At 49.2% G+C, this 19,337-nt stretch carries 18 protein-coding genes; 10 read left to right on the top strand and 8 right to left on the bottom strand.

Translation table 11 applies throughout. The annotated features are described in order from the left end of the window. Positions 1-29 precede the first annotated feature (29 nt). A complete protein-coding gene (locus ACN0R8_RS05505) occupies positions 30-563 on the top strand; it encodes a hypothetical protein (RefSeq protein WP_417595863.1) in 534 nt (177 codons plus the stop codon). Positions 564-598: 35 nt separating this feature from the next. Here the strand turns inward: ACN0R8_RS05505 and ACN0R8_RS05500 are convergent, their stop codons facing one another. Next, positions 599-2,002 (bottom strand): sigma-54-dependent transcriptional regulator, encoded by a 1,404-nt coding sequence (locus tag ACN0R8_RS05500; RefSeq protein WP_417595861.1) that lies wholly within the window; start codon positions 2,000-2,002, stop codon positions 599-601. Then, positions 2,002-3,939: an ATP-binding protein gene (locus ACN0R8_RS05495; RefSeq protein WP_417596368.1), complete on the bottom strand. Its 1,938-nt coding sequence runs from the start codon at positions 3,937-3,939 to the stop codon at positions 2,002-2,004. Before ACN0R8_RS05495 ends, ACN0R8_RS05500 begins: the two co-directional genes overlap by 1 nt. A gap of 374 nt (positions 3,940-4,313) precedes the next feature. Here ACN0R8_RS05495 and ACN0R8_RS05490 point away from each other — a divergent pair, with 374 nt between their 5' ends. The 3 genes from ACN0R8_RS05490 to ACN0R8_RS05480 are packed head-to-tail and all read left to right on the top strand — an operon-like array spanning position 4,314 to position 6,933. Continuing rightward, positions 4,314-5,735, top strand: coding sequence for a cytochrome ubiquinol oxidase subunit I (locus tag ACN0R8_RS05490; RefSeq protein WP_417595859.1), 1,422 nt, complete (start codon positions 4,314-4,316; stop codon positions 5,733-5,735). Then, entirely contained in the window at positions 5,735-6,796 is a 1,062-nt protein-coding gene (gene cydB / locus ACN0R8_RS05485; RefSeq protein ID WP_417595857.1) for a cytochrome d ubiquinol oxidase subunit II, read from the top strand. Before ACN0R8_RS05490 ends, cydB begins: the two co-directional genes overlap by 1 nt. After that, complete coding sequence (locus tag ACN0R8_RS05480) at positions 6,796-6,933, top strand: hypothetical protein (RefSeq protein ID WP_417595855.1); 138 nt, start codon at positions 6,796-6,798, stop codon at positions 6,931-6,933. Before cydB ends, ACN0R8_RS05480 begins: the two co-directional genes overlap by 1 nt. A gap of 139 nt (positions 6,934-7,072) precedes the next feature. Here the strand turns inward: ACN0R8_RS05480 and radA are convergent, their stop codons facing one another. Beyond that, the gene (gene radA, locus ACN0R8_RS05475; RefSeq protein ID WP_417595853.1) at positions 7,073-8,449 is read right to left on the bottom strand and encodes a DNA repair protein RadA; all 1,377 of its coding nucleotides are present in this window, start codon (positions 8,447-8,449) and stop codon (positions 7,073-7,075) included. A gap of 293 nt (positions 8,450-8,742) precedes the next feature. Here radA and ACN0R8_RS05470 point away from each other — a divergent pair, with 293 nt between their 5' ends. From ACN0R8_RS05470 to ACN0R8_RS05460, 3 genes are all read left to right on the top strand, one after another. Then, positions 8,743-10,014, top strand: a complete 1,272-nt coding sequence (locus ACN0R8_RS05470; RefSeq protein WP_417595851.1) for an O-acetylhomoserine aminocarboxypropyltransferase/cysteine synthase family protein — start codon at positions 8,743-8,745, stop codon at positions 10,012-10,014. A gap of 91 nt (positions 10,015-10,105) precedes the next feature. Continuing rightward, positions 10,106-10,741 (top strand): acyloxyacyl hydrolase, encoded by a 636-nt coding sequence (locus ACN0R8_RS05465; protein ID WP_417595849.1) that lies wholly within the window; start codon positions 10,106-10,108, stop codon positions 10,739-10,741. A 151-nt stretch (positions 10,742-10,892) separates the two neighbouring features. Continuing rightward, the gene (locus tag ACN0R8_RS05460; protein WP_417595847.1) at positions 10,893-11,480 is read left to right on the top strand and encodes a peroxidase-related enzyme; all 588 of its coding nucleotides are present in this window, start codon (positions 10,893-10,895) and stop codon (positions 11,478-11,480) included. An 89-nt stretch (positions 11,481-11,569) separates the two neighbouring features. On the opposite strand, the gene ACN0R8_RS05455 is transcribed toward ACN0R8_RS05460, so the two are convergent. Together ACN0R8_RS05455 and hemE are read right to left on the bottom strand one after the other, a co-directional pair. Continuing rightward, a complete protein-coding gene (locus ACN0R8_RS05455; RefSeq protein WP_417595845.1) occupies positions 11,570-11,941 on the bottom strand; it encodes a hypothetical protein in 372 nt (123 codons plus the stop codon). 75 nt (positions 11,942-12,016) lie between these two features. Further along, the gene (gene hemE, locus ACN0R8_RS05450; protein ID WP_417595843.1) at positions 12,017-13,081 is read right to left on the bottom strand and encodes a uroporphyrinogen decarboxylase; all 1,065 of its coding nucleotides are present in this window, start codon (positions 13,079-13,081) and stop codon (positions 12,017-12,019) included. A gap of 252 nt (positions 13,082-13,333) precedes the next feature. On the opposite strand from hemE, the gene ribA reads away from it, so the two are divergent. Further along, positions 13,334-13,981 carry a GTP cyclohydrolase II gene (gene ribA, locus ACN0R8_RS05445; RefSeq protein ID WP_417595841.1) on the top strand — a complete coding sequence of 216 codons (648 nt, stop codon included), beginning with the start codon at positions 13,334-13,336 and terminating at the stop codon, positions 13,979-13,981. Between the two features lie 80 nt (positions 13,982-14,061). Here the strand turns inward: ribA and dxs are convergent, their stop codons facing one another. Genes dxs through ACN0R8_RS05430 form a run of 3 tightly spaced genes read right to left on the bottom strand, consistent with a single transcriptional unit; the run spans position 14,062 to position 17,147 of the window. Beyond that, on the bottom strand, positions 14,062-15,993 hold the full coding sequence (gene dxs, locus ACN0R8_RS05440; RefSeq protein ID WP_417595839.1) for a 1-deoxy-D-xylulose-5-phosphate synthase: 1,932 nt from the start codon (positions 15,991-15,993) through the stop codon (positions 14,062-14,064). 26 nt (positions 15,994-16,019) lie between these two features. Continuing rightward, positions 16,020-16,895 (bottom strand): (2E,6E)-farnesyl diphosphate synthase, encoded by an 876-nt coding sequence (gene ispA, locus ACN0R8_RS05435; RefSeq protein WP_417595837.1) that lies wholly within the window; start codon positions 16,893-16,895, stop codon positions 16,020-16,022. A gap of 9 nt (positions 16,896-16,904) precedes the next feature. Next, entirely contained in the window at positions 16,905-17,147 is a 243-nt protein-coding gene (locus ACN0R8_RS05430) for an exodeoxyribonuclease VII small subunit (protein WP_417595835.1), read from the bottom strand. 348 nt (positions 17,148-17,495) lie between these two features. Here ACN0R8_RS05430 and pomA point away from each other — a divergent pair, with 348 nt between their 5' ends. Beyond that, on the top strand, positions 17,496-18,272 hold the full coding sequence (gene pomA / locus ACN0R8_RS05425) for a flagellar motor protein PomA (protein ID WP_417595833.1): 777 nt from the start codon (positions 17,496-17,498) through the stop codon (positions 18,270-18,272). 72 nt (positions 18,273-18,344) lie between these two features. Beyond that, positions 18,345-19,262, top strand: a complete 918-nt coding sequence (locus ACN0R8_RS05420; RefSeq protein ID WP_417595831.1) for a MotB family protein — start codon at positions 18,345-18,347, stop codon at positions 19,260-19,262. The last annotated feature ends 75 nt before the right edge of the window (positions 19,263-19,337 follow it).

Below are 19,337 nucleotides of genomic sequence, written 5' to 3'. Positions count from 1 at the left end.
TAAAAGGACTATTCTTAGAGGGTTCTGATTTGTTGAGGGTTGTCCTTTTTGCTTTTGCACTGATGCTTGTGCCAAAGGGAGTTTTTGCCGCCACAGCTCACGGTTATCTTGGGGTTTTTGGCGGTGCGTTATTGATGGATGGCATGGAAGCGGAAAGAGCCAGACCTTTAATTTACACGTTGGGTTATCGGATGAGCTCGTTATGGGCCTTTCAGTTTGAGTATTCCGACGCGAAGGCTTTTCGAGGTACGGTTAAAAAGGGTGATGATAACAAACCCTACCCCCACGATATTAAATATACGACGTCCGGTGCTTATTTAATGTTCATAAGACCAATGGGCAGCTGGGTTGATGTTAACCTGAAGTATGGTTATGTTCAGGTGGATTACAGTTTTGATGAACTTAGCGAGGACTCTGCTAAAGAGCGCTTCTCATTTTCAGGTGAGTCCTATGGCGGCGGCATCACATTAAAGATGACAAACTCCCTCGTTCTCACCCTTGACTATACGCAACTCAAAGCGGATGCCGCTCAGTTAAGTGCCGGCGTTGAGTTTGATCTGTAGCCCGTCCGGCCTGTAACCCCCCTTTTCTGGCCAGCTTATAATCCATAGCGTTCTATTTTCTTAATCAGTCCTTGTCGTGAAATACCTAATTGTTTCGCGGTTTGGGTTCGATTGCCTTGGCTTTTTTCTAAGGCTTGATGAATAAGGCGAATCTCAAGATCTTTGACCTGCTCATCCAGCGTGACTGATGAAAGGGGCGTGTCGGATATTGGTGATGGTTCCGTTGCTTGCCCAATATGCGGGTATAACAGCTGAATATCCTCCAGTGTGATTCTTCCTTCAGAGCAAATAGACGCAACACTTTCGAGAGTATTTTTCAGCTCCCGTACATTACCCGGCCATGTTTGGGCACGAAACCATTGCATCGCTTCAGGGCTAAGTTGCAGTTGATTTGATGGTGGCTGCTTAGCTTGTTTATCTTGCCTGGCCTGCTTGTTTTGCAAAAGAGATAGGAAGGCTTGCAGTAGAACAGGAACATCTTCTAATCGCTCCGCAAGGGGTTGCGTTTCAATGTTGACGCCCTTAATGCGGTAGTACAAATCTTCCCGGAAGCTACCGTCTCTTACTTTTTCTCGCAGATCCGCATTTGTTGCGGAAATAACCCGTACATCAATATGTTGCTGTTCGCGGCCACCAACGGGAAAAAATGTTCCTTCCTGTAATACACGTAAGAGTTTTACCTGCATCGCCAGGGGCATCTCGCCAATTTCATCGAGAAACAGGGTGCCGCCATCAGATAGTGATAATAGGCCTGCCTTATCTTTATCGGCACCGGTAAATGCGCCTTTGCTATAGCCGAATAATTCGCTTTCCAGTAGATCTTCCGGGATGGCGCCGCAGTGTACAGAAATAAACGGCTTCTCTGACCGGTGACTAAGGTCATGCAGCCCTCTTGAAATCACCTCTTTACCTGTTCCTGAGGGGCCAGTAACCAAAACACGAACATCGGTGGGAGCAATACGTTCGATCAGTGCGCGTATTTGCTGGGCGCTGGCGGAATGGCCTATGTAAGACGCAGCGCCCTTGGGTTGTTCCCTCGCCTGTTTGAGCTGATTTAGTTCCCGCTCTAATGTGGTTTTGGTAATAGCCCGACGTACAACAACCGCCAGCATATCCGGGTCAATGGGTTTGGCGATAAAGTCCCAAGCACCAAGGGCCACGGCCTGTAGCGCTAAATCACGATCAGCATGGCCGGTAATAATAATCACAGGACGACCCTCAAAATCAGCCATAGCAGCTAAGGTAGTTTGAGGGGCAAAATGCGGCGGCATAGACAGATCGAGTAAAACCAGATCCGCATCAAACGTGATTAGCGTATCTCGCGCCGCACTTAGACTGCCTGCGGTTTTAACGTGATACCCCTGATTAGCCAGCCAGCGGCTTGCCAGTTCACGAAAAGCAGGCTCATCATCAACCAGTAGTATTTTATGCTGTGCCATCAGTGTTTCCCTGTGCCCTGGATGTGGTTTTTAACGCTGCGTATGCCACCTGGAATCAGGCGATCAGATTGAAAAAGCGGTAGCGTAAGCTGAAACGTTACAGGCCAGGCTGTATCGGTATGGCATTGAATGATGCCGCCGTGGGCATCCACAATCCGACGCACGATAGCCAGACCCAGCCCGGTGCCTCCGGCTCGCTTGGTGACAAAGGGCTGGAACAGTGAATCCCCCTGTAAGCTTTTATCGATTTCCGGGCCGTTATTGTGTACCTGAATCACGACTGCGGGGCCTTCGATGCCTGCATCAGTCTTTGTCTTAACCTGAGCTTCAATCAGCAACTTACCGTCAGGCTGGCCGCGTAAAAAAGCGACGGCGTTGTCGATTAAATTGATAAAAGCTTGCTGAAGTCGTTGAGGGTCTGCTTCTAATTCAATGGCTTCATCAACATCCAGCTCATAGGAAACACCTTCCAGTTGAACCTGTGCCAGAACACTGGCTATTAGGGTTTTCAGTGGTGCGGTGCTGATCTGTAGCTCTAGGCTGCCAGAGTACACCAGCATATCGCTGACCAATCGATCTGCCCGTTGTAACTGGGTTTGAATATGCTGACGTGTTTCCGGCGGTGTATCGTAAGCGGCCATGGCGATAATATTCAGCGGGTTACGTAACTCGTGAGCCATGGCGGCTGACAGGCTGCCGAGTTCAACAAGATGTTGTTCATCCAGCCGTTTCCGCTCTGTGGCAGCCAACGCCAAAGAGTGCTCCAGTAAGCCGCAACTGGTGGAAAATAAAGACCCGAATACCTCTGCGGTTAGCCGCATTCCGGGACTGGCATCCTCCCAGCCGAGCAGTAAAAAATGCCAGCCAGTGCCTGATCTAAAAACACGCAACGCCAGCTCCTGACCTTCACGACTCTTGGGATGTTCTTCGACGGTGCCCAGTTTGATATCGACATCTTGCCTAATTTGAGAGGAAAGAGAACGTTCGCCAATGGCGATTAGCTGTTGCCAGTCTTGAGCCTCTTTAAGTTGGCTTGACCAAGTATCTAAAACCGCTTCATTTAATACTGCGCCAGGGTAAATAATCCGTGAGATAAGCCGGTTTAAGGGTTGGTAAATCAAGGCGGACGTCACCAGCATCAGTAGTGAATAGAGCCACAGTTGCCAGCTCGGTACATCGGCCAAAGCCTGTAATCCCACTCGCCCCGATATAACGCTGATCACGGCAATCAGGCAGAGGATGACTAGCATCATCGCAACCCAGAGCAACGCTCTGTTGGCAAAGGCGTTTACTGAAAGAATTTTATAGCGCACTACTGCGTAAACCAAGAGTAGCAAATAAGTTGGCAGAAGCAGCATAGGGTAGGGAAACCAGCTGATTCCAAAGGAAGGAAAAACAAAACTGGTGGCCAGCAATAATCCCCAGGCACCCACCCCAAACATAGCGAGAATAGAGCGTTTTTTATTGCCTGAATGGCGACGCCAGCCAAACAACAAAACACCGTGAGCTAAAATGCCGATCAATACCGTATAGGCTAAGTTCCATGAACCCGCATCGGTAAAAATAAAGACCGAGCGGGTATCCAGAGTGTTGATGGTATCTCCTGCGCCAACCCACCAACTTTGCAGCACTACAGCAACGCTGGTGGCATAAATCCAGGGAACCGCTCGATGCAAATGATCCAGCATCGGCTCTTTTTCGGCATCAGAGCTGACAAAACAGATCGCAAAATGCAGGAAAAAAGTTGGCATCAGAGGGTTTGCCAGAATGATGTAAATACCAGCTTGTTCATAGCCGTGAAATAACAGGACATGACCAAAACACCAGATCGCCATCATGATGGCAAAGCTAGCCAGGGCCTGAAGGTCGCCCTGCTTACGGGCGCGCCATAGCAACCAAGTCGCCACTAAGCATCCACATACGCTGGATACCAACATGGCTATTTCAAATATCAATGAGAGCGCCAAACTGTAACCCTTGTTTACACCTAAAGACGAATAAAGCGTAAACTTATTTGACAGTTGACGCAAAATTTAAATTTTTCCCTTTTAAATCAATAAGATAAAAAAATGTGAAACTTGGCCTGGTGATTGCTCTTAGATATGTAAGTTTTTTGATTTAACTCAAGCTTTTATCTATTAGCGGAGCATGCATTATGAATACCGGTTTTTTTATGACTGAAGTCATCGCGCTTTTTGGCATTGTGGGTTTTGCACTTCTTCCTCTGACGATTCAACAAGTCCGTGTTATGACGATAAATAAAGCGTCTTAATCTTTTCGATTTTTCACTACTTTTCTTATTGGAATGACTATGGAACTCGATGTCGCCCTTTTATCCCGGCTTCAGTTTGCCTTTACGGTAAGCTTCCACATTATCTTTCCCAGTATCACCATTGGTTTAGCGACCTTAATCGCGATCTGGGAAGGGCTATGGCTTAAAACCCATAACCCTTATTATTTGCAGTTGGCCAAATTCTGGATCAAGCCCTTCGCGATCACTTTTGGTATGGGGGTCGTATCCGGTATTGTCCTGTCGTATGAGTTTGGTACTAACTTCTCCAAATTTTCTGAGATTACGGGAGCCGTATTAGGCCCGCTTATGGCCTATGAGGTGTTAACCGCCTTCTTTATGGAAGCGGGTTTTCTTGGTGTTATGTTGTTTGGCTGGCAGCGCGTGGGTCGTAAACTGCACTTTTTCTCTACGGTCGTTGTCATGGTGGGTACCTGGTTTTCAGCCTTTTGGATTATCGCTGCAAACTCCTGGATGCAAACACCGGCAGGTTACAAAATCATCGAAGGCAGATTTGAGGTCGAAAGCTGGATGGCGGTGATCTTTAACCCTTCGATGCCATACCGGTTGACCCATATGGTCATGGCGTCTTTGATTACCGCTACTTTTGTTGTGGCAGGTGTTAGTGCTTATTATCTGTTGAAAAAGAAGAATATTCCTTTAGCCAAAAAAGGCCTGTCCATGTGCATGTGGTTCGCCTTGGTTTTAACACCATTGCAGGCATGGGTTGGTGATCTGCATGGTTTAACGGTGAAAGAATATCAGCCGACGAAACTTGCTGCGATGGAGGGTATTTGGCCTGCTGAAGAAGAGAATGTGCCTTTGTTGCTCTTCGCTCTGCCAAATATGGAAACCGAATCGAACGATTATGAAGTGGGTATTCCTGGTCTGGGTAGTTTAATTCTGACCCATTCTTGGGATGGTGCCGTGGAAGGTCTGAAAGCGGTTCCGCCGGAAGATCGGCCCAATGTGCCCCTCGTCTTTTGGTCATTCCGTGTCATGGTCGGTATTGGCGTTGGCATGATCGGTATTGCGCTGTTGGCTCTGTTGCTACGTCGAAAAGATCGCCTGTTTGAGAACAAACCCTTTCTTGCGTTGGTTACTCTATTTACGCCCACCGGTGTTATTGCGGTGTTAGCGGGTTGGTATGTTGTTGAAGTGGGACGCCAACCCTGGATCGTTTATAACCTTGTGCGCACCGCTGACATCGTATCGCCGCTACCAGCGGAGCGGGTGCTCTTTACCTTTATTATGTTTGTCATTATCTACACCTTATTGCTAGGGGTTTACCTCTACTTTATGCGCAAGCTGATTAAGAAAGGGCCGCCAAACATGGATGAGTTAGAACGCCAAATGATAGGTATGAACGCGCCAGGATATGCTCTTGCCTGGGTGAAAAACTTAAACAGCGATCAATCTGGTCGTCAGCAGGGAGATAAATAATGGATCTGGCTCTGTTCTATTTTCTTCTGTTAGGTTTTGCCATCTTTATGTATGTACTACTCGATGGTTTTGACCTCGGTATTGGCATACTTTACCCGTGGTTTGACCAGCCCGGTGAACGTGATCATTTAATGCGCTCTATCTCCCATGTTTGGGATGGTAATGAAACATGGCTCGTGTTCGGCGGTGTGATTCTGTTTGCTGCATTTCCTTTGGCCTATGCGGAAATCACATCAACTTTCTACCTGCCGATTATGCTGATGCTGTTTGCCCTTATTTTTCGGGGTGTGGCGTTTGAATATCGCTTTAAGTCGGATACTTCCCGGCCCTATTGGGATTTGGCCTTTAGCGCAGGCTCTGCCATTGCCGCCTTTTGCCAAGGCATGTTACTTGGCTCTTTGGTGCAAGGGGTTCCGGTGGATGTAAACAGCATGTCTAGCTTACATTGGCTGACACCGTTTTCCATTTTGACCGGCTTTTCGGTTATGGCGGGTTACGCCCTATTAGCGGCTTGTTATCTCTATATGAAAAGCCGTGGGAGTATTCAGAAGCATGCGGCTAAGTTAGGCACGCGTCTGCTCGTGATTACGCTACTGGCGATGGTTGTGGTTAGCCTTTGGACGGTGGTAAGCCAGGTAGAAATTCGTGAGCGTTGGTTCTCGGGCTACAACTTTTTATGGTTGTCGCCACTGCCCGTTTTAACCTGTATTGCTGCTGCTTTTGCGTGGAAATATCTGCATGCTGGCCGTGTCACTGAGATCCATGCTTCTGATCATACAGAGGATGCCGGCGTACAGGCGCTGGATCCTAGTCGTTACGAAAGCCGTCCATTCTGGGCTGTTACGCTAATCTTTTTACTGGGCTTTGCTGGGCTGGTGGTGGGACTTTTCCCTTACCTGTTACCTCGACAACTGACCTTTATGGCTGCGGCATCGCCGGATAGTAGTCTGCTTTTCTTACTACCCGGTGTCTGTATTTTTGTCCCGCTGATTTGCGCTTACACTTTCTGGGGTTATCGCGTATTTGCAGGCAAAGTGGAAGATTATCAGGAGGGGTATTAATGCTATTGAAAGGCCTTAAAACCAAAATGTCTAAGCTCAAGTCATGGCAATGGTTCCTTCTGCTTTACCTTGGAGGCTTTGCCGCCGTGCTTTCCGCATCCTACGGTATTAAGCTATTAATGACAGGCTTGCCTTAGTATCGTTTTGAACCGATCCGTTTTTAACGGATCGCTGTTTTCGGAATATCACCCTTCTTGAAAGAGTGAATAGAATACCCCCAAAGCTGGATGTCCAGCTTTGGGGGTTTAGGCGTATCTTACGGTCATGAAGAGGCAACTAAAGCGCCTCTAAGGCCTCCGATAACTTGGTGACACCGATGACCTCCATACCTTCAATGGCGGCTTTAGGTTTATTTGCCCTTGGCACAATCGCACGTTTGAATCCGTGTTTCGCAGCTTCCCGAATCCGCTCCTGGCCACTGGGAACAGGGCGAATTTCACCGGATAAGCCAACTTCACCAAAAATCACCAGATCATGGGGCAGTGGTTGATTACGCAGACTGGAAACTACGGCTAATAACAGCGCTAAATCAGCGCTGGTTTCCAGTACTTTAACCCCGCCAACAACGTTAACAAATACATCCTGATCACCGGTAAACAGGCCGCCATGCTTGTTAAGCACCGCTAATAACATCGCCATTCGATTCGTGTCGAGACCCACACTGATGCGGCGTGGATTTGCCATATGAGACTCATCCACCAAGGCCTGAATTTCGACCAAGAGAGGACGTGTGCCTTCCCATATCACCATGACCACACTGCCTGGAGCCTCTTCTTCCTCCCTGCTCAGGAAGATCGAACTGGGATTTTTAACCTCTTTGAGGCCATTTTCCAGCATGGCAAAAACACCCAATTCATTGACTGCGCCAAAGCGGTTTTTCTGACCCCTTAGAGTCCGGAAACGGCTGTCTTCTGAGCCCTCCAGCAGTAAGGAGGCATCAATCATATGCTCCAGAACTTTAGGCCCTGCCAGCGAGCCGTCTTTCGTTACGTGACCTACCAAGAGTAAAACGGTGCCGGTCTGCTTGGCGAATCGGGTCAGGGCTGCTGCGCACTCTCTGACCTGACTGACACTACCGGGGGCGGATTGAATATCATCCAGATGCACTACCTGAATTGAGTCAACAACCAGGATTTTGGGTTTCATCTGTTCTGCGGTATTCAGAATGGCTTCCACGCTGGTTTCAGGCAGCATCTTAAGCCCTTGAACCGGCAGGTTGAGGCGCTGGGCCCGCATGGCTACCTGCTGCAGAGATTCTTCGCCGGTAATATAGAGTGCGGGCATCTGCTGAGATAGCTGGCATAGCACCTGCAATAGCAGGGTCGATTTACCTGCACCGGGGTGGCCGCCGATCAAAATAGCCGATCCGGGAACCATACCTCCACCCAGAACCCTGTCGAACTCGCTGATGGTGCTGCTGAAGCGAGGCAGCTCCTGTAGGTTGACCTCGGACAGGTCCTGAATTTGACCATCTGCTGCTCCGGCGTAGCCACTACGCCCACTGCTGGAGTTAGCGGTTTTACGGCTATTAGCCGGTGCTAATCGCACCTCCTGAACTGTATTCCATTGACCGCACTGGCTGCACTGCCCCTGCCATTTTTGGTAGTCTGCACCGCAATCAATGCAAACAAAACCGGTTTTTGCTTTTGCCATGGTGATGCCTTTTTTGACGATCCAGCTTTTAGTATGTGTTCAAATATACAGTATATTGGGTAGGTTGTAGATATTCTCAGGTATTTACCAGGCTCGATGGGGTGTACCAATAGCGGGACTTTGGATAGGCTGCCTGATAATAAATTTTTTAATGGCTGCAATGGAAATAAGAGAAGAGATACGGATCTGATGACAACTCTTAATTCCTTTAGGCTATAAGTGTATTGTTTTTCGTGTCGTATAGGCATATAAAACAGAGAATAAATCATACAACGGACGGAGCTAACGACCCTATGAAACGTGAAACCATCGCCCTGCACCACGGCTATGCTGCTGATAACCAAAATGCAGTTGCTGTGCCGATTCACCAGACAACCTCCTTCTCTTTTGATGATGCCCAGCATGCCGCAGATCTGTTCGATCTGAAGGTAACGGGTAACATCTATTCACGGATTATGAATCCGACCTGCGATGTATTGGAGCAGCGTGTTGCCGCACTTGAGGGTGGTATTGCAGGGCTTGCGGTAAGTACTGGTATGGCGGCAATCACTTATGCGATTCAGACGATTGCATCAACCGGTGACAACATCGTGTCTATCAGTGAGCTTTATGGTGGTACTTATAACCTGTTTGCTCACACCCTGCCTCGCCAAGGCATTGAAGTGCGTTTTGCTGATAAAGATGACTTTGCAGGCATTGAAGCGCTGATCGATGATAAGACCCGTGCAGTTTATTGTGAGTCCATTGGTAACCCTTCCGGAGGGGTTGTTGATATTGCTAAGCTGGCAGAGATCGCCCATAAACACGGTTTGCCGGTTATCGTGGATAATACCGTTGCTACGCCTTTCCTTTGGCGGCCTATTGAGCACGGTGCTGATATTGTTGTTCATTCGGCGACAAAATATATCGGCGGTCACGGAACGACATTGGGCGGTGTTATTGTTGATTCCGGTAAATTCCCCTGGGCGGAGCACGCAGACCGCTTCCCTCTGTTGAATGAGCCGGATGTTTCCTACCACGGCGTTAGCTATACCCGTGATGTGGGTGAGGCTGCTTTTATCGCCCGTGCTCGTGTTGTGCCGCTACGTAATATGGGGGCTGCACTTTCTGCTCAGAGTGCATGGAACCTGCTACAAGGTCTGGAAACATTGTCCCTGCGTGTTGAGCGCGTCTGTGATAATACTCAGAAAGTGGCCGAGTTCCTGCAGAATCATAACCAGGTTAGCTGGGTGAAATATGCCGGTCTTGCGGACCATAAAGACAATGCACTGGCTGAAAAATATATGGGAGGCAAAGCCTCCGGTATTCTGAGCTTTGGCATTAAGGGTGGTCGTGAGGCGGGCGCTAAATTCTATGATGCCCTGCAGCTGATTTTACGTTTGGTGAATATTGGTGATGCGAAAAGTTGTGCGGCTATTCCTGCTGCTACGACTCACCGCCAGCTGAACGATGAGGAACTATTGTCGGCAGGTGTTTCCGCCGATATGGTGCGCTTGTCCATCGGTATTGAGCATATTGATGACCTGCTGGCTGATCTGGATCAGGCTCTTAAAACTGTAGCCTGATTGATGCGATCAATAAAAATGGGGGCATTAAGCCCCCGTTTTTATTAGCATGACCCATGTTTTCAGATGACGAACCTATGGTCTATTCCTCATGCTTCATACCTTTAAGGTGTTAAAGCAGCTGTTGCTGCTGATCTTTTTTACCCTCACCGCTAACGTCTCTTTTGCAGCTGAGCCTCCGTCGTCTGTCTGGCGTTTAGGGATTCCTGTTTGGATTGGTGCTGTTGCGGCTTCTAACGTTGCCGGTGCCGATGCGTTCGCTATTGGCACCGGCCCGTCCGATGATGTTATTTCCAATGAGATCACACTGCGCTGGAACCAGGAAATGGGCTACCGGTTCTCCGATGATTTTTGGCTAAGTAGTTATAAACAGTTCAGCTACACGATGTGGCAGCTGGAGGGCGAAAAGTTATCCCATGATTCATCAAACAACACTATTGACCTGATTCAGGGGTTTCGCTGGAACTTCGCGGATAATAAATGGATTAGCTATGTTGATACGTCATTAGGTCTCAGTTTTCTGGCCAACGATGTGATCGGGGAAAAGCGCTTGGGCGGAAGCCTTCAGTTTACTGAGTACACAGGGGTTGGGGGGTACTTTTCACCCCGATGGCAGTGGGATTTTGGGGTGCGTCACTACTCAAATAACTACATGTATCGCGATAACAACGGCATCAATTTTTATCGCTTTATTATCAGTTATAACTATCAGAAGAGTGACCGCTAACGGGTTACTGACCTTTGGGTCATCCTTTGACTTGTTTATCAGTATCAGCTTGATTAAGCTATTTGTCATACAAATATAAGTATGGCCTGAGAAGTAAGCAGGTATCATGATGTGATAACAATAAAACTCAATTATGAGTAAGGAGAAATATATGGCTCAGTTCCTAAGTCGCTTCCCTGTCCCTGAAACTATTGATCATCTACCGGATGACCTGAAAGAACGCATCTTGGCTGTGCAGGAAAAAGCAGGTTTTGTACCGAATGTGTTTCTGATGCTGGCGCATCGTCCATTGGAAGCTCGTGCATTTTTTGATTATCACGATGCTTTGATGGAGCGGGAGTCTGATACCCTGACGCCATCGGAAAAAGAGATGATTGTGGTGGCGACCAGCTCGCGCAACCAGTGTCTGTATTGTGTTGTGGCCCATGGCGCTATTTTGCGGATCTACAGTAAGAATCCTCTGGTGGCGGATCAGGTAGCCATTAACCACAAAACAGCAGATATCAGCGAACGGGAAAGAGTGATGCTGGATTTTGCGCTTTATATTTCGCAGGATGTGGGTGAGCTGAATGATGACTGGGAACAGAAGCTGCAGTCTGTGGGGTTCAGTCAGGATGATATATGGGATATTGGTTCTATTACCGGTTTCTTTGGCCTGTCGAATCGCTTGGTCAGCCTGACCAACACACCGCCAAATCCTGAGTTTTACCTGATGGGGCGTATCCCGAAAGAACAGTAATTATGCATGCTGTTATTTCGCTATAAACCGGAAAAGCCGCGATAATTCGCGGCTTTTTCGATATTAGCATTTGACTGATGAGTGCGTGATCAGTGTCCGGCTCTGAACATGACTGCGATTACAAATAGCATCAGCAGCATGGTGGATATCATCCAGAAGCCGAAGAGACGATCAAGCCTGCGGCTTAAGGTATCAATCCGGCTGCTGAGCTTGCCTGCTCTGTCACTGAGTTGTTGCTGACTGATTGTGTGTTTCTCATCAAGGTCGCAACGCAGGCGCTTGTGTTTGTCGTTCAGATCGGTGACTTTCTCCCGCAGATGGCGGTTTTCTTCTTCAAGTCGAACCAGACGTTCCCGGGTCTCCAGCTGTAATTGTAGCTCTGGATCGCGCAGGGAAGCGTGGTCCTGCTCTGGTTGCAGATCCTGATGTGGCGTTGATTGTGAACGTGTATCTGTGCCCATATAACGTCCTTACCGGATCTGCCCCGGATTGAAAAAAAGAAACACTATAGCCCTGCCGAAGCAGGGATAGCCTATTTATTGATGATAGCGTGCGCTTAACTCATGTACCGCATCAACAAATACTTTTGCGTGCTCAGGGTTGGCAAACTGGTTGATGCCATGACCTAGGTTGAAAATATGACCATTACCATAACCGTAGCTGTCCAGAATACGGGCAACTTCAGCCTTGATACCGGCAGGTGAACCAAACAGTACATTCGGATCCATATTTCCCTGTAGGGCAACACGGCCTTTGGTGCGGGCACGGGCAGCGCCCATCTCTGTGGTCCAGTCTAGGCCGATCGCATCAGCACCAGCCGCTGCAATATGCTCAATCCACTGACCACCATTCTTAGTGAACAGAATAACCGGAATCTTGCGACCTTCATGCTCGCGGATCAGGCCATGTACGATCTGTTCCATATATTTCAGGGAGAACTCCAGATACGCAGGCGTACTCAGTGCACCGCCCCAGGTATCAAAGATCTGTACCGCTTGAGCACCGGCCAGAATCTGGGCATTCAGGTAGCTGGTGACAGACTCAGCTAATTTGTCCAGTAGCTGGTGCAGCGTATCCGGCTGACCGTATAGCATGCCTTTGATATGACGGAACTCTTTGCTGGATCCGCCTTCAACCATATAGGTTGCCAGTGTCCAGGGACTGCCGGAGAAACCGATCAGAGGTACACGTCCGTTCAGCTCGTTGCGAATGGTTTTTACCGCATTCATCACATAACCGAGATCCTTGTTGGCATCCGGGATGGGTAGTGCGTCAACATCGGCTTGAGTACGAACGGTTTTTTTGAACTTAGGGCCTTCGCCTTCTTCAAAATAGAGACCCAGATCCATCGCATCCGGGATAGTCAGGATGTCGGAAAACAGAATCGCGGCATCCAGATCGAAACGTTCCAGAGGTTGAATGGTCACTTCGCAGGCCAGGTCTGCATTGCGGCAGAGATCCATAAAGCTGCCGGCCTGGGCGCGGGTTGCTTTGTATTCTGGCAGGTAGCGGCCAGCCTGGCGCATCATCCAGACAGGGGTTACATCGACAGGCTGGCGCTGCAGAGCGCGAAGGAAACGATCGTTTTTCAGTTCAGTCATGATCTCATAAACCGGTTTAGACGTATGACATCGGCTTGCGGAAAGTGCGTTCCCGCTGCCGGAGTGTTTGTGCCTATTGTACCGGAGACCGCTCCTCCCGCTAGCATAAAAGTCAAAGTTCCTGCAGGTAAAATTGAGCAATAGCACTTAGGTCGAGTTTTGGGTTAACACTGTTTTAAGTTGCTGAAAGGATGACAAATGTCAACTCGCTGCTAGAATAGTTGCCCTTCTGATATCCGGTAGAGGTGAACCGTGTCCGTAACATTTATCGCATCCTCCAAGCTGCCCACCCCGTGGGGAGTATTTTCTATGCACGGCTTTGAAGACCCGGAAACAGGTAAAGACCATGTGGCGCTGGCCATGGGAGATTTTTCTGACGGCTTACCGGTGCTGGCTCGTGTTCATTCGGAGTGCCTGACCGGAGATGCACTGTTCAGTATGCGCTGCGATTGCGGCTATCAGCTACAGGAAGCTCTCAAGCGCATCGCCGCCGAAGGGCGCGGAGTGCTGTTGTATCTGCGTCAGGAGGGACGAGGCATTGGGCTGCTGAATAAGATTCGGGCTTATCATCTTCAGGATGCCGGTGCTGATACCGTTGAAGCCAATGAACAGCTGGGTTTTGGTGCTGATATGCGTGAATACAGCATGTGCCAGCCGATGCTGGCTCATCTAGGCGTAGACAAGGTTCGTCTGATGACCAATAACCCTCGCAAGGTGAACGCGCTGGCTGATTACGGCGTTGAGGTATCTGAGCGGGTGGCTATTCAGACCGGTATGAACCCGCACAATGAAGGTTATCTGGCAACGAAGGCCGGTAAGCTTGGACATATGATGGATCTGGATAGCTTTACCCAGGCGGATGATGTGGATATTAATCGCACTAAGCCTACAGATCATTAAACGTCAGGCTCGGTGGTGTGCAATAAAAAAGGATGCCCGCGAGCATCCTTTTTTATGTTCCGGCCGGGGTGAAGGCTGCGTTAAGCTGTTAGCTTAGCCAGGTAGCTTTCAATGCTGGCTTCGATACCAGAGGCATCAAGGCCACACTCGCTCAGCAGTTGCTGAGGACTGCCCTGATCGACCCAGCGATCCGGCAAGCCAAGGTGGAGGACAGGTTTAACAACGGCGTTCTGCATAAGAAGCTCTGCTATGCCGCTGCCTGCTCCGCCGGCAATCACATTCTCCTCAAGGGTCACCAGCAGATCATACTCTTTGGCTGCTTCAAGAATGGCATTATGATCCAGAGGTTTCACAAAGCGCATGTTGATCAGGCCGAAACCGTTTTTCTCCGCAACCTCCTGTGCCGGGGCGACCATGGAACCAAAAGCCATCAGAACGACTTTCGGGCTCTTTGTCCTGAGGTGCCCTTGCAGGCGTTTTTCAGCCTGACCGATTGGCAGAGTGGTCATCTCAGTCTGAATCTCAACACCCGGACCGGTACCCCTGGGGTAGCGAACTGCCGCTGGCCCGTTATGTTGGTAACCGGTGTAAAGCATCTGACGGGTTTCATTCTCATCCGCCGGAGCCATGATGACCAGGCCGGGTACACAGCGCAGGAAGCTCAGATCCAGTGTGCCGTGGTGGGTTGGGCCGTCTTCCCCTACCAGCCCTGCACGATCAATTGCAAACAGGACATCCAGGTTCTGAACCGCCACATCATGTACCAGTTGGTCATAGCCCCGTTGCAGAAAAGTAGAATAGATTGCTACAACGGGCTTCATTCCGTCACAGGCCATACCTGCCGCTAGGGTTACCGCATGCTGTTCCGCAATAGCAACATCAAAATAACGGTCAGGATATTCTTTGGAAAAACGGATAAGGTCCGAGCCTTCCCGCATCGCTGGTGTAATTCCGATCAGGCGGTCATCCTGCGCCGCCATATCGCACAGCCATTGGCCAAAGATGTTGGAATATTTAGGTTTAGGTAATGGCTTGACTACAGGTTCTTTGGCTTCAGACTTGTGCTCTTTTTCCATCTTGGTAATGGCATGGTAGCCGATGGGGTCTGCTTCAGCAGGTGCAAAACGCTTACCTTTGCGGGTAATGACGTGCAGAAACTGAGGGCCACTAAGGTCTTTGATGTTATTCAGTGTATTGACCAGTGAGTGCACATCATGGCCGTCAATTGGGCCGATATAGTGAAAGCCCATCTCTTCAAATAAGGTGCTTGGAGAGATCATGCCTTTCATATGCTCTTCAGTCTTGCGGGCAAGCTCCCAGGCCATGGGTAGTTTAGACAGCACCTTCTTACTGCCCTCACGCATGCGGGTATAGGCTTTACTGGAGAGTATTTTGGCTAAATAAGTCGCAAACCCACCGACATTTTCTGAGATCGACATCTCGTTGTCATTCAGAATCACTAACAGGTTGGCATCAACATGGGCCGCATGGGAAAGCGCTTCAAATGCCATGCCGGCGGTCATCGCGCCATCACCAATAATAGCGGCGACATGGCGGTTAAGGCCCTGTTCCCGAGCGGCGACAGCCATTCCCAGAGCAGCGCTGATTGAGGTGCTTGAGTGGCCAACGCCAAAGGTATCGAATTCAGATTCAGCCCGCTTTGGAAAAGCGGCAATACCATCATACTGACGGATTGTACCCATCTTTTCCCGGCGGCCTGTCAGAATCTTATGGGGGTAAGCCTGATGGCCTACATCCCAGACCAAGCGGTCATCGGGTGTATTAAACACATAATGGAGTGCAAGGGTCAGTTCGACAACACCCAGGCCTGCGCCAAAGTGTCCGCCGGTCTGACCAACGGAATAGAGCAAAAATTCGCGCAGCTCATTAGCCAGCTGAGGCAGTTGATTGATATCCAGCTGACGTAGGTCCTCCGGCACGGCAACCTGATCAAGCAGTGGCGTGGAAGGGCGGGCTAACGGAATTTCCTGAAACAGTGTGTAGTCAGACATAGGCTTTTTAATGTGTTGTGGCCGCTTTAGTGATTACGCTGAATCACATAGCGTGCCAGCTCTCTTAACAGATCCGCTTCTGAGCCAAAAGAATCCAGAGCGGATAGCCCTTTATCAATCAGTTCCCGGGCTTTCATTTTAGCTTGGCCAAGTCCCAGCAGGGCGGGATAGGTCGGTTTATCAAGTGCGGCATCCGCGCCGGTTTGTTTACCCAGCGTCGAGATATCACCTTCCACATCCAGAATGTCGTCCTGTACCTGAAAGGCGAGCCCCAGTGCTTCTGCATAAGTTGTCAGGGCGTTCAGCTGAAAGGCTGTTGCACCGCCGGAGATGGCCCCCATACGGACGCTGGCACGAATCAGAGCCCCTGTTTTGTGCTGATGCATATTCTCAAGGGCGTTAACATCCAGCGCATGACCGACTGCGGACAGGTCGATCATTTGTCCGGCAACCATACCCATAGCGCCGCTGGCTGCAGTTAGTTCCGATAACAGTTGAGGCAGGTGTTCAGGTGTGGGGTGGTTCAGCAGCGCGCTGAACGCTGAAGTCTGCAGGGCATCCCCGGCAAGAATTGCCGTAGCTTCATCAAATTTAATATGACAGGTTGGCTGGCCCCGTCTGAGATCGTCGTCATCCATTGCGGGAAGATCATCATGAACCAGGGAGTAAGCGTGTATCAGCTCGACAGCAGCAGCAGAAGCATCTGCAGATTCAACCCGGCCTGTGATTGCTTGACAGGCAGCGTAAGCGAGAACAGGGCGAAAGCGTTTACCACCGTTAAATACAGAGTAGCGCATAGCCTCCAGTAAACGACCGGAGGCAGTAGAAGATGCGGATAGTATCTGATCGAGCTGTCGATCAGAGCGCTCCATCAGGGGCTTAAGTTGATCTTGGATGCTCACGTTAAACTTTTATTCCGTTGAGGTAGGTGGCGACAAAGGTACTTCGGTAAGCTGACCATTGTCTTCAATCAGCTGGCTGACTTTCTGTTCAGCCTGGGTCAGTTTGTTCTGACAGTCCCGAATCAGGCGGATGCCGCCTTCAAACGCTTTCAGCGATTCTTCCAGAGATAGCTCCCCAGCTTCCAGCTGAGCAACAAGTTGCTCTAATTCAGCCATTTTACCCGCAAAGTCTTTTGCTTTGGGCTGAGCCATCACGAAACCTCCAATCTGTACCGCTATACGCAAACCGGCAGACGTTACCGGAGAATATCCATTGGTTCAATAGCGGAAAAAATATGAATAAGCACAGAATTATAAACTCTAATTAAATCAAAAGGTTGTTAATTTAACGGTATCATTGAAATGCGAATAGGTTCGCTGTTCAGGCCCTTACCTGTAATCTCATGCTTTAAAGCCATTCAACCCATGAGGAAAAGTCGCTATTATACGCGCAGGAATCTAAAAGTTGCATAATGTTACAAAGACTGCGCTAGTCTGAGTTATGTACTATCTCTTTGTTAGAGCCGTCAACTACACTTTCAAGGAACCAAGGAGTTCTCTGTGGATATAGCTACCCTGCTTGGTATTATCGGCGCTATTGGTATCGTTGCTATGGCAATGATTCTTGGTGGTGACCCTATCATTTTTGTCAACATACCTTCCATTCTGATTGTTATTGGTGGTTCTCTGTTTGTTGTGTTGGCGAAATATAGTCTCGGTCAGTTTCTGGGAGCCATAAAAGTCGCGGTCAAGGCTTTTGCTTTCAAGCTTGAGTCACCAGAAGAAATTATTGGTGTTCTGGTGGACGTGGCTCAGGTAGCCCGTAAGGGCGGCCTTTTGGCGCTGGAAGATAAAGAGGTTGATAACAAATACCTGAAAAATGGTATGCAGCTGTTGGTGGATGGCCAGGATCGGGAGGTTGTTCGGACGATGCTGACCAAAGATCGGGCCATGACGCTTGAGCGACACAAATGGGGGGCGAAGGTTTTTACCTCTATCGGTGATGTCGGCCCGGCCATGGGGATGATAGGCACCCTGATCGGTCTGGTTCAGATGTTGTCCAACATGGATGATCCTAAATCTATTGGCCCGGCTATGGCGGTTGCGCTTTTAACAACGCTCTACGGTGCGATGCTGGCGACCATGATAGCTATTCCGATCGCTGATAAATTAACCCTGCGTATGACAGAGGAAGCTCAGATACAGTCGATTATTGTTGATGCTCTTTTGGCGATTCAGTCTGGTCAGAATCCGCGGGTTATTGAGGATATGCTGCGTACTTATTTGCCTGCTGGTGTGCGTGATGATGCTACCTTCGAGCAACCCGCTCAGGAATAAAACAGGATTGTTGTCCTCTGTGGTTCAGTTTTGACCTAAGAGTGAAAGTGTTCGCTATTTCAGGATTTCAGTATGAGTGATGATGTAGAAGAGTGTGATTGCCCGCCACCGGCGGCCGCCTGGGTAATGACCTTTGCAGATCTGATGTCTCTTTTGATGTGTTTCTTTGTGCTTCTGCTCTCTTTCTCTGAGATGGATGTCACTAAGTTTAAGCGTCTGGCTGGTGAGCTATCCAAGGCCTACGGTATTCAGCGACAGATACAGGCTAACGATATTCCCATGGGAACAAGTGCTGTTCTGGAAAACTACAGCCCGGGCAAGCCTGAACCTAATCCTCTGGAGATTATTCAGCAGAAAACGACGGAACTGGAGTCAAATCTTCGTACCGAAAGTGTTGAGACCATAAAAGAAGAGCAGCAGACGCAAGCTGATGCTGAGGCGATCGCCAGAATTTTAAAGGAAGAGATTGAAGAGGGTAAAATTCAGGTTGAGTCCCGTAAGCGCAATATTATTATTCGCGTTGAGGAAAAGGGTTCTTTTTCACCGGGTAGTGCGGTGCTCTCAGAGCAGTTTGAGCTAGTGATGGATAAGATCCGGCAGGCGCTCGCCGCTACACCGGGTAAGATTACGATTGAAGGTCATACAGATGATATTCCGATCAATACGGATCGTTTCCGTTCGAACTGGGATCTGTCTTCCGCCCGTGCATCTTCTGTGGCATTTGAGTTAGAGTTGGATGGCTTGGTGGAATCTTCCCGAATGAAAGTCATTGGCTTTGCCGATACCAAGCCTTTGGTGGCGAATGATAACCGGGAGAGCCGGGCAAAAAATCGCCGGGTTGAGATTGTTGTAGATCAGGGAGCTAATGAGGAAAACGGCGCTATCAGTTTCCTCGAGGAGCAGAACGAAGAGGCGAAGGCTCAGGGTAGCGAGATCAACTTAGAAATTGAAGAGCGTGTGTTTGAGTTGACCCCTGGTGAGGTATTCTGACGGTAATTGCCTTATTTTCTCTGTTAAGCAGAGCCGCTTTGGGTTGAGAGAGCCTGGCGTGATTATCATCGTGCC

This window comes from Oceanospirillum sp. (assembly GCF_048265165.1).
In the GTDB taxonomy this organism is placed as follows: Bacteria; Pseudomonadota; Gammaproteobacteria; order Pseudomonadales; family Halomonadaceae; genus Oceanospirillum.
The sequence above is the reverse complement of the archived record's forward strand: the minus strand, read 5'-3'. Positions and strand labels throughout refer to the sequence as shown.

What these genes read in the sequence shown, in the direction of transcription:
- ACN0R8_RS05460 (WP_417595847.1), top strand. Translation starts at nt 10,893, where the DNA reads ATGGCTCAGTTCCTAAGTCGCTTCCCTGTCCCTGAAACTATTGATCAT.
- ACN0R8_RS05490 (WP_417595859.1), top strand. Translation starts at nt 4,314, where the DNA reads ATGGAACTCGATGTCGCCCTTTTATCCCGGCTTCAGTTTGCCTTTACG.
- ACN0R8_RS05420 (WP_417595831.1), top strand. Translation starts at nt 18,345, where the DNA reads ATGAGTGATGATGTAGAAGAGTGTGATTGCCCGCCACCGGCGGCCGCC.
- ACN0R8_RS05470 (WP_417595851.1), top strand. Translation starts at nt 8,743, where the DNA reads ATGAAACGTGAAACCATCGCCCTGCACCACGGCTATGCTGCTGATAAC.
- ACN0R8_RS05430 (WP_417595835.1), bottom strand. Translation starts at nt 17,147, where the DNA reads ATGGCTCAGCCCAAAGCAAAAGACTTTGCGGGTAAAATGGCTGAATTA.
- hemE (WP_417595843.1), bottom strand. Translation starts at nt 13,081, where the DNA reads ATGACTGAACTGAAAAACGATCGTTTCCTTCGCGCTCTGCAGCGCCAG.
- ACN0R8_RS05465 (WP_417595849.1), top strand. Translation starts at nt 10,106, where the DNA reads ATGCTTCATACCTTTAAGGTGTTAAAGCAGCTGTTGCTGCTGATCTTT.
- ACN0R8_RS05500 (WP_417595861.1), bottom strand. Translation starts at nt 2,002, where the DNA reads ATGGCACAGCATAAAATACTACTGGTTGATGATGAGCCTGCTTTTCGT.
- ACN0R8_RS05455 (WP_417595845.1), bottom strand. Translation starts at nt 11,941, where the DNA reads ATGGGCACAGATACACGTTCACAATCAACGCCACATCAGGATCTGCAA.
- dxs (WP_417595839.1), bottom strand. Translation starts at nt 15,993, where the DNA reads ATGTCTGACTACACACTGTTTCAGGAAATTCCGTTAGCCCGCCCTTCC.
- cydB (WP_417595857.1), top strand. Translation starts at nt 5,735, where the DNA reads ATGGATCTGGCTCTGTTCTATTTTCTTCTGTTAGGTTTTGCCATCTTT.
- ACN0R8_RS05480 (WP_417595855.1), top strand. Translation starts at nt 6,796, where the DNA reads ATGCTATTGAAAGGCCTTAAAACCAAAATGTCTAAGCTCAAGTCATGG.
- radA (WP_417595853.1), bottom strand. Translation starts at nt 8,449, where the DNA reads ATGGCAAAAGCAAAAACCGGTTTTGTTTGCATTGATTGCGGTGCAGAC.
- ACN0R8_RS05495 (WP_417596368.1), bottom strand. Translation starts at nt 3,939, where the DNA reads ATGTTGGTATCCAGCGTATGTGGATGCTTAGTGGCGACTTGGTTGCTA.